The organism is Streptomyces sp. cg35, from assembly GCF_050410835.1.
Classification (GTDB): domain Bacteria; phylum Actinomycetota; class Actinomycetes; order Streptomycetales; family Streptomycetaceae; genus Streptomyces.
The window spans coordinates 1519684-1532684 of sequence record NZ_CP191268.1 but is presented as its reverse complement, the minus strand read 5'-3'; the positions used below and the strand labels follow the sequence as shown (position 1 = coordinate 1532684).

Annotated in this window: 10 protein-coding genes and 1 pseudogene; 7 read left to right on the top strand and 4 right to left on the bottom strand. The window is 71.0% G+C overall.

Features of this window, described 5'->3' with window-relative positions:
• Window positions 1–72 precede the first annotated feature (72 nt).
• From ACQUQD_RS07370 to ACQUQD_RS07355, 4 genes are all read left to right on the top strand, one after another.
• Window positions 73–2913, top strand: coding sequence for a glycoside hydrolase family 3 C-terminal domain-containing protein (locus ACQUQD_RS07370; protein ID WP_428951155.1), 2841 nt, complete (start codon window positions 73–75; stop codon window positions 2911–2913).
• On the top strand, window positions 2910–5126 hold the full coding sequence (yicI, locus tag ACQUQD_RS07365; protein WP_428951154.1) for an alpha-xylosidase: 2217 nt from the start codon (window positions 2910–2912) through the stop codon (window positions 5124–5126). Before ACQUQD_RS07370 ends, yicI begins: the two co-directional genes overlap by 4 nt.
• 106 nt (window positions 5127–5232) lie before the next feature.
• Window positions 5233–5928: a DUF2470 domain-containing protein gene (locus ACQUQD_RS07360; protein WP_428951153.1), complete on the top strand. Its 696-nt coding sequence runs from the start codon at window positions 5233–5235 to the stop codon at window positions 5926–5928.
• Window positions 5929–5937: 9 nt separating this feature from the next.
• The gene (locus ACQUQD_RS07355; protein ID WP_428951152.1) at window positions 5938–6783 is read left to right on the top strand and encodes a siderophore-interacting protein; all 846 of its coding nucleotides are present in this window, start codon (window positions 5938–5940) and stop codon (window positions 6781–6783) included.
• 33 nt (window positions 6784–6816) lie between these two features.
• On the opposite strand, the gene ACQUQD_RS07350 is transcribed toward ACQUQD_RS07355, so the two are convergent.
• The 3 genes from ACQUQD_RS07350 to ACQUQD_RS07340 all read right to left on the bottom strand — a co-directional run bounded on the left by ACQUQD_RS07350 (window position 6817) and on the right by ACQUQD_RS07340 (window position 9646).
• A complete protein-coding gene (locus ACQUQD_RS07350; RefSeq protein WP_428951150.1) occupies window positions 6817–7311 on the bottom strand; it encodes an ATP-binding protein in 495 nt (164 codons plus the stop codon).
• 6 nt (window positions 7312–7317) lie between these two features.
• Window positions 7318–8181 (bottom strand): MEDS domain-containing protein, encoded by an 864-nt coding sequence (locus ACQUQD_RS07345; RefSeq protein WP_428951149.1) that lies wholly within the window; start codon window positions 8179–8181, stop codon window positions 7318–7320.
• A 178-nt stretch (window positions 8182–8359) separates the two neighbouring features.
• Window positions 8360–9646: an MFS transporter gene (locus ACQUQD_RS07340; protein WP_428951148.1), complete on the bottom strand. Its 1287-nt coding sequence runs from the start codon at window positions 9644–9646 to the stop codon at window positions 8360–8362.
• 450 nt (window positions 9647–10096) lie between these two features.
• Here ACQUQD_RS07340 and ACQUQD_RS07335 point away from each other — a divergent pair.
• From ACQUQD_RS07335 to ACQUQD_RS07325, 3 genes and pseudogenes are all read left to right on the top strand, one after another.
• Window positions 10097–10272: pseudogene (locus ACQUQD_RS07335) on the top strand (tyrosine-type recombinase/integrase); the annotation flags it as partial.
• Between the two features lie 753 nt (window positions 10273–11025).
• The gene (locus tag ACQUQD_RS07330; RefSeq protein WP_428951147.1) at window positions 11026–11358 is read left to right on the top strand and encodes a chaplin; all 333 of its coding nucleotides are present in this window, start codon (window positions 11026–11028) and stop codon (window positions 11356–11358) included.
• Between the two features lie 471 nt (window positions 11359–11829).
• A complete protein-coding gene (locus ACQUQD_RS07325) occupies window positions 11830–11973 on the top strand; it encodes a hypothetical protein (RefSeq protein ID WP_428951146.1) in 144 nt (47 codons plus the stop codon).
• A 265-nt stretch (window positions 11974–12238) separates the two neighbouring features.
• Here ACQUQD_RS07325 and ACQUQD_RS07320 read toward each other — a convergent pair whose 3' ends face one another.
• Window positions 12239–12889 carry a fasciclin domain-containing protein gene (locus ACQUQD_RS07320; RefSeq protein ID WP_428951145.1) on the bottom strand — a complete coding sequence of 217 codons (651 nt, stop codon included), beginning with the start codon at window positions 12887–12889 and terminating at the stop codon, window positions 12239–12241.
• Window positions 12890–13001: the final 112 nt, after the last annotated feature.

The following is a 13001-nucleotide window of genomic DNA, read 5'->3' as shown; positions in this document are numbered from 1 at the left end:
CATGCCGGGCCGGATACGGAGCATCGAAGCGCTTCGAGGATTTCTTATCCACCTTCGCCAAGGGACCCGCACGTGACCGACAGAACCCCGCTCCACCCGGGCTCCGCGCCACCGGCGGACAAGCGCGTCGACGGCCTGCTGGCCCGGCTGACGCTCGACGAACGCATCGCGCTGCTGCACCAGTACACGCCCGCCGTCGAGCGCGCCGGCCTCGCCGCGTTCCGCACCGGACAGGAAGCACTGCACGGCGTCGCGTGGATGGGGCCGGCCACCGTGTTCCCGCAGGCCGTCGGTCTCGGCGCGACCTGGAACGACGACCTCGTGCGCCGGGTCGGCGACGCCGTCTCCGCCGAGGTGCGGGCGATGCGCGACCGCGACGACCGCGTCGGGCTCAACGTCTGGGCGCCCACCGTCAATCTGCTGCGCCACCCGCTGTGGGGCCGGAACGAGGAGGGCTACTCCGAGGACCCGCACCTGACCGCCGCGATCGCCACCGCCTACACCCGCGGCCTGCGCGGCACCCACCCCACGTACTGGCGCACCGCCCCCGTCCTCAAGCACTGGCTCGCCCACAACAACGAGACCGACCGGGACACCTCGAACTCCTCCGTGCGCCCGCGCGTCCTGCACGAGTACGACCTCCGGGCCTTCCGCGCCCCCGTCGAGGCGGGCGCCGTGGCCGGCGTCATGCCCGCCTACAACCTGGTCAACGGCCGGCCCAACCACGTATCGCCGTATCTGCGCGCCCACTTGAGGACCTGGACCGACCAGGAGCTGCTCGTCTGCTCGGACGCGGGCGCGCCCAGCAACCTCGTCGACTCCGAGCACTACTTCGACACCCACGAGGAGGCCGTCGCCGCCGCGCTCACCGCGGGCGTGGACAGCTTCACCGACCACGGCACGGACTCCTCGACGATCGTGGGACGGCTGCGCCGCGCCCTCGACCAGCGGCTGATCTCGGAAGCCGGCATCGACACCGCCGTGCGCCGGCAGCTCGACGTGCGGCTGCGGCTCGGCGAGTTCGAGGAGGGCGATCCCTTCGCGGACGTACGGGACTTCGACACCGAGGCACATCGCGCGCTCGCCCACGAGGCCGCCGAGCAGGCCGTCGTGCTGCTCAAGAACGACGGCCTGCTGCCGCTGGCCGACGGCACCCGGATCGCGGTGGTCGGGCTGCTCGCCGACGAGTGCAAGACGGACTGGTACAGCGGCACGCTGCTGCACCGCTCGACACCGCTCGACGGACTGCGGGCACGGTTCGGCGCGGACCGCGTCACCTTCGCGGAAGGCGTCGACCGGGTGCGGCTGCGCTGCGACCACGGGTGGCTCGTCGTCCCCGACGCCCCCGCGGAGGCGCAGGCGGGGACCGGCGCCGCCGACGGCGCCCTCGACCCCGCCCTCCTCGCGGGCCGCACCGACCTGCCGCCGCTCACCACCGCGGCCGAGCACGGCACCGAACTCGCCCTGGCCGACTGGGGCGACGGCGTCGTCACCCTGCGCGCGCCCGACGGCCGCTATCTCTCGGTCGCCGAGGACGGCCGGGTGCGGGCGTCCGCCGAGCAGCCCGGCGGCTGGATCGTCCAGGAGACGTACACACTCGAACCCCATGGGGACGGTCACCTCCTGCGGCACCACGGAACGGGTCGGTACGTCCATGTCGCCGCCGACGGCGTACGGGTTGCCGACGAGGGCACCCTCTTTTCCGTGGAGTTCGTGGAGCGCGGCGAGGACGCCGTCGCCCGGGCCGCCGCCGACGCCGACGTGGTGATCGTCGTGGCGGGCAACGACCCGCACATCAACGGCCGCGAGACCGAGGACCGCACGACCCTCGCCCTGCCCCCGCACCAGGACCGTCTGTGGCGCGCGGCCCGCGCGGCGAACCCGCGCACCGCCCTGGCCCTCGTCAGCGCCTACCCGTACGCCGTCCCCGATGCCCACGCAGAGCTGCCCGCGCTGCTGTGGACCGCACACGGCGGCCAGGCCGCGGGACGCGCGCTCGCCCGGGTCCTCGCGGGCGACACCTCACCCGCCGGACGCCTCCCGCAGACCTGGTACGCGGCCGACACCGACCTGCCGGGGCTGCTCGACTACGACATCATCGGTTCCCGCCAGACCTACCTCTACTTCGAGGGCGCCCCGCTCTACCCGTTCGGACACGGCCTGTCCTACGCCTCGTTCGCCTACGACGGCCTCCTCGTCACCCGCGCCGCGGACACGCTGGAGATCACGTTCACCGTCACCAACACCGGGACGCGCCCCGCCGACGAGGTGCCGCAGCTGTACCTCCGCCCGCGCGACGCGTCCGTGCCACGCCCGCGCCGTCAGCTCCTCGCCCACCGCAGGCTCCCCCTCGCCGCCGGGGCGTCCGAGCGCGTCACCTTCGGCGTGCCGGTCGCCGACCTCGGCCACTGGGACGTCGCTCGCGACCGCTGGAGCGTCGCCGCGGGGATGTACGACCTGCTCGTCGGCGCCTCCAGCGAGGACATCCGGCTCACCACGCGCCTGACCCTCGACGGCGACGCGCGGATGCCCCGGCCGGTGCTCGCCCGCGGCCTGGACGCCGCCGCGTACGACGAGCAGCGCGGCACCGAGATCGTCGACCGGACGCGGACGGCCGGGGACGCGGTCACCGGAACCGGCGAACTCCGCTACCGAGACTGCGACTTCGGGCCCGAAGGAGTCTGTGGCGTACGCGTCGAGGCGGCCGGCGCGGGAATCGTCGAGCTCGGCCCGGACTGCCGCGTCACGGTCCCGGACACCGGCGGCCCGTACGCCTACGCCACTGTGGACGCCGACTTCACCGCCACCGGCGTGCGCGACCTGTCCGTCCGGCTGCACGGCGCGGTCCGCCTGGCCCGGCTCACCTTCATCCCACGGGGGACCGACCTCCCTTCACGAGGGGTTGACGCATGAAGTTCACCGACGGTTTCTGGCTGATGCGTGAAGGAGTCTCCGCCTCGTACGCCACGGAGGTCCGCGACATCCGGGTCGCGGCGGACCGGTTCACCGCGTACGCCGCCGTCCGGCAGGTCCGCGACCGGGGGGACACCCTCAACTCCCCTTTGATCACAGTGGACTGCTTCTCGCCCGCCGAGGGGGTCATCGGGGTCCGGTTCACCCACCACGCGGGCAAGCTGCACCGCGGCCCCGACTTCGAGCTGCTGCCCACGGAGGGCTCGGGCGGCGCGCGCGTCACCCGCGACGGCACGGTGACCGAACTGACGTCGGGCCCGATCAGCGTGCGCCTGGACTCGTCGGGGGAGTGGGGCCTCGACTTCCTCGACACGACGACGGGCCGCCGGCTGACGGCGATCGAGCGCAAGGGCGCCGCCTTCGCCACCACCCCCGACGGCGCCCACCACATGGTCGCCCAGCTGGCCCTCGGCGTCGGCGAGCACATCTACGGGCTCGGCGAGCGGTTCACCCCGTTCGTCAGGAACGGCCAGACCGTCGACATCTGGCAGGCCGACGGCGGCACGAGCAGTGAACAGGCCTACAAGAACGTCCCGTTCCACCTCTCCTCCCGCGGCTACGGCGTCCTCGTCAACCATCCGGGCAAGGTCAGCTACGAGATCGGCACGGAGTCCGTCGGCCGGCTCCAGTTCAGCGTCGAGGACCAGTCGGTCGAGTTCTACGTGGTGGCAGGGCCGGCCCCGAAGGACGTGCTGCGCCGCTACACCGCACTCACCGGGCGCCCGGCCCTGCCGCCGGCCTGGTCCTTCGGCCTGTGGCTCACCACGTCCTTCTGCACGGAGTACGACGAGGAGACGGTGACGTCGTTCGTCGACGGGATGGCCGAGCGCGCCATCCCGCTCACCGTCTTCCACTTCGACTGCTTCTGGATGCGCGAGTACCAGTGGTCGGACTTCGCGTGGGACCCCGAGGTCTTCCCCGACCCGGTGGGCATGCTGCGCCGTCTCAAGGCGCGGGGCCTGCGCATCAGCATGTGGATCAACCCCTACATCGCCCAGAAGTCGGCCCTGTTCGACGAGGCCGCGGCCCAGGGCCATCTGGTGCGGCGCCCGAACGGCGACGTCTGGCAGTGGGACCTGTGGCAGCCCGGCATGGCGCTGGTCGACTTCACCGACCCGGCGGCCCGCGCCTGGTACGCGGGCAAGCTCCGCGGTCTGCTCGACCAGGGCGTCGACAGCTTCAAGACGGACTTCGGCGAGCGGATCCCCACGGACGTCGTCTGGCACGACGGCTCCGACCCGCAGCGCATGCACAACTACTACACGCAGCTCTACAACCGCACCGTCTTCGAACTCCTGGAGAAGGAGCGGGGCGCCGGTGAGGCGGTCCTGTTCGCCCGCTCGGCGACGGCCGGCGGCCAGCAGTTCCCGGTGCACTGGGGCGGCGACTGCTTCGCCTCCTTCACGGCCATGGCGGAGTCCCTGCGCGGCGGCCTCTCCCTGTCCCTGTCGGGCTTCGGCTTCTGGTCGCACGACATCGGCGGCTTCGAGGGCACCCCCGACCCCGCGGTCTTCAAACGCTGGCTCGCCTTCGGCCTGCTCTCCTCGCACAGCCGCCTGCACGGCAACGTCTCCTACCGCGTGCCCTGGGCCTTCGGCGAGGAGGCGGTGGACGTGGCCCGGCGGTTCACGCTGCTCAAGCACCGCCTGATGCCATATCTGTACGGCGCGGCGGTCGAGGCGCACCGCACCGGCGTCCCCGTGATGCGGCCGATGCTCCTCGACTTCCCCGACGACCCGACGTGCCGGACGCTCGACCGCCAGTACATGCTCGGCCCCGACCTGCTGGTGGCCCCGGTCTTCTCGGCCGAGGGCGACGTCGAGTTCTACCTCCCCGAGGGCACCTGGGTGCACCTGCTGACGGGGGAGCGGGTGACGGGCCCGGCTTGGCGCATGGAGCGGCACGGCTTCGACGGCCTGCCGCTGTACGTGAGGCCCGGGGCGGTCGTCCCCCTCGGCGCGGACGACCAGCGGCCCGACGGCGACTGGACCGACGGGCTGACCCTCCTGGTGACGCCGGACGCCGAGGACGTGACCGTGACGGTGCCGGGGCCGGACGGCGGCGCAGGGGCCGTCTACCGGGTGACACGCGGCCCGGACATCGACGTCGAGGTCACCGGGACGCAAAGCCCTTACGAGGTACGGGAGTTGTAGCGAACCTTCGGGGTGCCGGGCGGCCGTCGCGCGTCCGGCACCCCCGGGGTGTGTCATCACCTTCCCAGATTAAGTAAGGTAAGCCTTACCTGACCTAGGAGTGGAGATGGCCAACCCCGTCATGCCCCCGCGGCCCACCGACGCCGAGCGGGCGAGGACCATCCTCGCCGCCGCCGGTTCGCTGGCGCTGACCGCGACCGCCGCCGGACACCGCCTCGACCATGTCGTGCTGCACACCGTGGACGCCGCGTCCCGGCTGCTGCTGCTCGATCCGGCCGACCACCGGCTCGGCGCCGAACTCGCCGCCGCCCCGCGCTCCGGACTCGCCGTCCACGCCGAGGTCACCGACGTCGCGCCGGTCGCCGTACGGGACCGGGTGCGGGCCCGGCTCACGCTCAGCGGACGCCTCGCGCCCGCGGGGCCCGACACCCTGGTGCTGCGCCCCGCGCGGGCCGCCCTCGCGGAGGGCGACACCGTGCGCGCCCTCGACGCCGCCGCCCTCGCCTCCGCGGCCCCGGACCCGCTGGCGGCGCAGGAGGCGGAACTCCTCGGCCACCTCGACACCGGCCACGCCGACATCCTGGTCGAACTCGCCGAACTCGTCCGGGGAGACGACCTGGCGGACGTGACCGAGATCCGCCCGGTCCGCCTCGACCGCAGGGGGCTCGTGCTGCGCCTGGAGAAGGCCGCCTCGCACGAGGACCTCCGCGTCGCCTTCCTGACACCGGCGCACGGCCCCTACGACGTGGGCCTGCGCATCCAGGAACTCGTCGACCCCACCGCCGTCCGCACCCACTACTGAGGAGACGCCATGCAGCGCGGCAACCTCGCGGCAGCGCGGACCAAGCCCGGGACGACGGGGCCCCTCAGGCTCCACGTCCTGCGGCGCGACCGCCTCTCGCCGCACTTCATGCGCGTCACCCTGGGCGGCGGCGACATCGCCCGCTTCCGGCCGATGGGCCACGACCAGTGGTTCCGGCTCTTCCTGCCCGCACCGCGGGGCACGGCCGCGTCCCTCGACCGCGTGCCCGAGCGGCTCACCACGCTCAGCTACCTCAAACTGCTCGCCGCGCCGAAGGACGCCCGGCCCGTCCTGCGCAACTACACCGTCCGCGCCTACCGGCCCGACGGTCCCGACGGCCCGGAGCTGGACGTCGACTTCGTCCTGCACGGCGACGGTCACGGCGCCGCGCCGGGCCCCGCGTCCGCCTGGGCCGGGAACTGCTCCGCCGGCGACGCCGTCGTCCTCGTCGACGAGGGCATCGGCTTCAACCCCCCGGACGGCGTGCGCCGGTTCGCCCTCGCCGCCGACGAGTCCGGGCTGCCCGCCCTCGCCGGGGTGCTCGCCTCGCTGCCCGCCGACGCCACGGGCACGGCCGTCGCCGAGGTCCCCACGGCCGACGACCGCCAGGAGGTGAGCTCGCCGCCCGGCATCGAGGTCGTCTGGGTCGAGCGCGGCGCCACCGGACCGCCCGTGCCCGGTGCGGCGGCGCTCACCCGGGCCCGCGAACTGCCCCTGCCCGACGGTCCGTTCTACGGCTGGGCGGTCGGCGAGTCCGGCCTCGCCACCGGCCTGCGCCGCCACTGGGTGGAGCAGGGCGTACCGAAGGACCACATCATGTTCTGCGGCTACTGGAAGGCGGGGCGCGGACACTGACCGCACGCCCGCTCCGGCCGGACCGGTCAGCGCCTACGCCGGTGCGCAGGCCAGCAGGATGACCAGGGTGACGGTCGTACCGGCGGCACAGACCGTGATGTCGAGCTGGTCGGTGAAAGCGCGGGCGAACCGCAGCCCGCGGCCTCGCTCGGTCTCGGTCCCGTCGCCGTCCGGCGGCGCGGCGGGCGGAACCGGACCGGTCCCGGCCGGTCCGTTGCCGGCGATGGTGCAGCGCAGGGCGTCCCGCGCACCCTCCAGCAGGAGCCGGCCCCTGCTGTCGCCGTGGCCGACGGCGTGGCCGGCGACCTCGTTCACGGCGAGGACGAAGTCGCCGAGCCGGGGATCGCGCAGCCCCGCGTTCTCGGCGTGCATGCCCACGAGACGACGCAGCCGCGACAGATCCGACGCGGCGAAGCGCAGCTCGAGCAGTACCTGCTGCGCCAGGGCCCGCGCGGTGCTGTCGCCCTGCCCTTCACCGGGAGCGGCCTCCTCCTGGTCGGGGGCGTCGCCACGGCGAGTGGATTCCATTCCGGATCACCCTTCGCTCAGCAGCAGTTGCGGCACCTGCGCGGCGCCGCAGAAGCGGAGCAGCTTGAGCTGACGGGGGCGGCAGCGGACTTCGAGCAGCGTGGTGCGCGCAAGCCGGGAGGCGAGGTGGACCAGCAGTGCGGCGCTGTGGACATCCATGAAGCACAGAGCGGAAAGGTCGACCGTCGTGAGCGGGGCGGAGCCGGTCAAGGCACGCGTGAGCGCCGAGTCGAACTCCTCCCGTGTGGTCAGGTCGGCCTCCCCGGCGATCCGCAGTTCCCGGGCCGTCGCGGTGATGTCCAGGGCGCCCAGACGCTCCAGTACGCGGACGGGATGGGCGCCGCACACCTGGCCGAGGGCAGCGTCGTCGAACTCTCGGCGGTCGTATTCGCAGACAGCGGTGAATCCGATCTCGGCGAAGAGCGGGGTGAGCCCGGCTTCGTAGTCGACCAGGACGCTGTGATCGACGCCGGGCAGGGCGGCCCAGGACATGTCGCCCATCGCCCGTGCCCCCGTGAACCCCTGGCGTCGGGCCCGCTCCGTCACGTCCACCCAGGTGCGGGCTCTGGCCGCTGGATCGAACCCGGTGACCGGGTCGTATCCGGGCGCGCCGTTGACCACTCCGATGCGCCCCTCCGCAAGGGCCGCCCCGGCGGGCAGCCCGCAGGCCCGCAGCCGTTCGACGGCTCGGTCGGGTGTGGTGGCGGCGTCGGTGAAGAAGAACACCTGTTCCCCACGGGCCAGCCCCGTCCGGGCGAATTCGGCCCGAAGGTCCCAGCGGGCATCGTCGTCGTCGAATCCCACCCAGGCGTGCTCCCCAGTGGGCATGCAGCACACCGGAACAGTCCGGGACGCGGTTTTGCTGCTCATGGGAACAACGTACGGACACTCCCGGTGACCGGACGGCCGGTGACCGTTCTTGGCCGCAGCTCTCCCGCCCCTGACCGAAGCGGTTCGCGGACCCTGTCACATCCTGAGCGGGTGGGGTCCGCCCAGGGGGCCCGGCCTGCAAGGAACGGCCGTCGCCAGTCGTTCAAGGAGGCACGCCCTAGCGTTCCAGTTCCCGGTGCGCGCTCTCCGGCAGCCGCAGGTACACCGCCGACGACACGAGGCAGAGCACGGCGACGTACCAGGGGAACAGGCCGCTGTGGCCCCACTCCTTGAACAGGGTGCCCATGTACGGTGCCGTGCCGCCGAACAGGGCGACCGTCAGCGAGTACGGGAACCCGATCCCGGCGGCCCGCACCCGCGCCGGGAACACCTCCGCGTTCACCGCCGCCGAGATCGACGTGAAGCCGGTCAGCAGCACCATGCCCGCGCACTGCGCGAACAGCAGCGAGCCGATCGAGCCCGTCAGCGAGTGCAGCAGCGGCACGCTCAGCAGGGCGAAGCCGAGGCCGAAGAAGAGCAGCAGCGGCTTGCGGCCGAACCGGTCGGAGAGCAGGCCGCCGACGGGCTGGAGCAGCGTGAAGAAGGCGAGCGAGATCGTGCCGACGAGCAGCGCGTCCGACTTGTCGATGCCCGTGTTCAGTTCCGCGTACGTCGGCAGGTACGACGTCCACGTGTAGTACGCGAGGGTGCCGCCCGCCGTGATGCCGCAGATCAGCAGCGACTCGCGCGGGTGATGGCGCAGCGCGTCGAACAGGCGCGGACGCGCGGCCGGTTCGGCGAGGTCCTGGCTGCGGGTCTCCTGGGCACCCTGCCGGATCCAGAACCCGACGAGGCTGAGCAGCGCGCCCGCGACGAACGGGACACGCCAGCCCCAGCCGTCCATCTGCCCGTCGCTGAGGGTGCTCACCAGGAGCGCCGCGACGCCGGACGCCACCAACTGGCCGATGGACGTGGACACGTACTGGAAGGACGAGAACAGACCGCGCCGGCCGGGCCCCGCCGACTCGACGAGGAAGGTGGTGGACGCCGCGAACTCGCCCCCCACGGACAGACCCTGGAGCAGCCGGGCCAGCACCAGGACGACGGGTGCGAGGACGCCCACGGCCGCGTACGTGGGCGTGATGCCGACCAGCAGACTGCTGCCGCCCATGAGGAGGATGGTGACGGTGAGGGCGGCCCGCCGCCCGTGCCGGTCCGCGACGGCCCCCATCAGCAGCCCGCCCACCGGGCGCATGAAGAAGCCGACCGCGAAGACGGCGAACGTGGACAGCAGCGGGACGAGCGAGTTGTCGGCGCTCTTGGGGAAGACCTGGTCGGCGATGTACGTGGCGAGGAACGTGTACGCGTACCAGTCGTACCACTCCACTGCGTTGCCGACGGAGGCGGCGAGCAGCTGACGTAGCGGGTGAGCAGGGCGGGTGGAGGTCGTGGTCGTCTGTGTCATGATCCTGACCCTTTCCCAAGAGATTCCCTGCTCACGCGGCGGTTGACGGAGTTGTCATCTTGCCGTCGACCAAGCAGGACCGCTGCGACCGACGGGCGCTGCCGTTTGGTGCGGCCGAAGATCAGAATCACCATCACGGGCGCTGAGTCAGCAAAAAGTCAGCACGAGCCCGAGGTCAGTACTTTGTCTTCCATACCCAAGCAGCTCGCCCGCGGCGTGGGCACTTTCGCCAAGGCGTGCAAGTGCAGCCAGCCCACTCGTTGCCCGCACCCCTACTTCATCCGCTACCGCGATGCGGCGGGCAAAACAGCGTGAGGAGACCGGTTTCCGGACGCAGGACGCTGCGAAGGAACGGCTCGTCGAGCTGTACGCACGGAAGTCCAACACGCCGGCGTCCAAGGCCGAACTCATCCGACGCTACGGGCAAATGCGGTTCGAGGACTTCGTCGGCGGCACTTCTTCGCGGCGAACTGCCTGGCACACAACATCCCCATCACGGACGTCGCCGAGTGGATGGGGCACAAGAGCATCGAGGTCACGTTCCGCATTACCGGCATCTCATGCCGGCCTCAATCGGGCGGGCAGCAAGGCTTCTCGATCAAGGCCTCCACGACCTCGCCGCCTGAGGTGGGGCTCTGGAACAGCTTGCCCGTCAGACGAGACGCTGTTGCCGAGTCCATGCCTCCACGTCGGAGACCTTGAACTGCAACTTTGCGTTCCGCCCGGAACCGAACTTGTAAGGGCCGTCCCGTAACTGTTGGTCAGGTGGGTGGTGAGTCGTTCAGATTGCTGCCGCGGTGGACGACGCAGTGGGCGATGTCCAGGATGAGGCCTGCGTGGGTGAAGCTGTGGGCGCGCAAGCGGACCAGGGCTTGATTTCGACGAGAGGTGCAGGCCAAGGCCCTCAGGGATTCCTGGAAGGCCCTTCTGGATCGGCCGGAAGTACCGTGCTGATCTGGCAGTTCACCTCGTGCACCGTGCACCGCGCGCCGATCCGTTCACGGCCTCGGCGATCAAGAGTGACCGTGCACCCCGGAAGGCGGAAAGGCTTCCATCATCCGGCCGATTCTTTCTGTGCAGACCAATCCGGCGATATCTCCACTCCGAATATTTACAATCTCGTTCCCTGGCATCTCATGGCGTCAGTAGAGACTGTCGCTGAATCGTCGAGCCTCAACGAGGCTGAAGATTTCCGTATTCGGATTTCTGTCGGCCCGTCCCTCTTTGGTCTGGGAGTTCGAGGCGTGGTCCGGACGGGTGAAGTCGCAGGCGTCGGCCAATCCGTGTCCCGTCGATGCTCCGGATTGCGAGTGAGGAGCAAGTAGTTCCTTGCCTCCGCCCGTTTGGGCCGGGGCTGTATGAGCAGTGAGGGAAAGTTCATGTCTCGTGTACTGAAGAGTGCGGCGATCGCGGTCACCGTCGGCGGTGCGGTCCTGGCCGGTGCGGGTGCCGCGTCCGCGGACGCCGGCGCTCAGGGGGCCGCTTGGGGCTCGCCGGGTGTGTTGTCGGGCAACGTGGTCCAGGTCCCGGTGCACGTCCCGGTCAACGCCTGCGGCAACACCGTCAACGTCATCGGCCTGCTCAACCCGGCCTTCGGCAACAGCTGCTCCAACGGTTCGGGCGGCTGGGGCGGTCACGCCTGGGACGAGGGCCACATGGGCGGCCAGCACGGCTCGATGAACCACGACGGCGACATGGGTATGTGGAAGTAGGCAACCACCCCACGCCAAGCCGGGGCATCACCTGATGCCGCACGGCGAAAGGGTTCTGGCGCCGTCCGATCGGACGGCGCCAGAACCCCTCGTGGATCCGACGACATAGCGCGGCATCAATGTCACCGTGGGCTGCGCGCGTTGCCAGCAGATGGGCCAACGGGACGGCGCCGAGGCTGGCGGTGACGACGACGTCGGTTTCGGTCAGTGCCGTGGGGCCTGCGCTGCGCGCGGTGGCGACGGTCGTCTCGTGCCAACTGCCGTCGCCGTCAGGGACGGTGGTGGCGGTGTAGACGCCACCGTCATGGGTGTTGGCCAGGGCGACGGCGAGAGTGTCTGACGAGGATGCGAAAGACTCTCTGCCGTCCTGTGAGAAGACAGGCCGGCACCGGGCGCCATCGGCACCCGTCCGGTGCGCGTGTGGCGACGTATTACCAGTGACAGCCATGCAGTCCTGGTGAGGCGAGTGCGATGACGAACGAAGAGTTCAGGCGGCTCATGGAGCAGGCTCGCGCGGAAGCCCGGCGCACCACCCTCGCTCGACGGGACGTCAGCGCCAGTGATCTGTACGAGGCCCGGGCGCGGCACGAGGAGTTCGGCGCCTGCGCTCATTGAGGTCGGCTCCTTGGGGGCCGGACGTCATGGCCGGCAGAACGCCAGAAGCGGGCGGGAGGGGTGGGGTTGCTGTCGCGACCCCAACCCTCCCGCCCGCTGGACACGACCTGCCGGGAAGGCACCGCAACATTCCCGGCCCGACTCCGGCGGCCCGTGTGCACCCCGGATGCCCAAGGAATCATCTGGGGCGGGCGCGTGCGCGGAGGCCGTTCGACACAGGCCGTCCCGCCGGTCGGCCTGCGCGGTCGTGTCAGCTCTTGGGCGTTCAGCTCTTGGGCATGAGGACGGAGTCGATGATGTAGACGTTGGCGTTGGCGGTCTTCACGTTGCCGCAGACCACGTTCGCACTGTCGTTGACCTTGTAGTTCTCGCCGGAGCCCGACGTGGTGACCTTCGACTTCTCCAGCGTGTCGAAGGAGCCGTTCTTCAGGTCCTTGGGCGCCAGCTTCTGGCCCACGACGTGGTAGGTCAGGATCTTGGTGAGCTGGGCCTTGTCGTTGAGGACCTTGTCGAGGTCGGCCTTGGGGATCTTGGCGAAGGCGTCGTTGGTGGGCGCGAAGACGGTGATGTTCTTGGCGTTGTTCAGGGTGTCGACGAGGCCGGCCTTCTTCACCGCGGTGACGAGGGTCGACAGCGCCGGGTTGTTGGACGCGGCGGTGGCGACAGGGTCCTTGGCCATGCCGTCGAAGGAGCCCGCGCCGTCCTTGGGTACGGAGGAACAGGCCGGGCCGAACGGCTCGCTCATCGCGTTCATGTCGTCGGAGGGGCTGGCCATGTCCGAGCCCTTGGAGGCGGCCGAGGACGCGCTGTCGGAGGCCTTGTCCTTGGAGTCGCTGTCGGAGCACGCGGTCAGCGCGAGCGGCAGCATGGCCGCGGCGGCGACGACGACGGCGGCACGACGAAGGCGAGTCTGCATGAAAATCCCTCAACGATCGGAACTGTGAAGGCCATCCGCCTCCATCGCCGGGAATCCGGTGCGCTCGCCGCCGCGGATTGGTCGGTTCCTCGAAAGAGTGAAACCCAAGAGG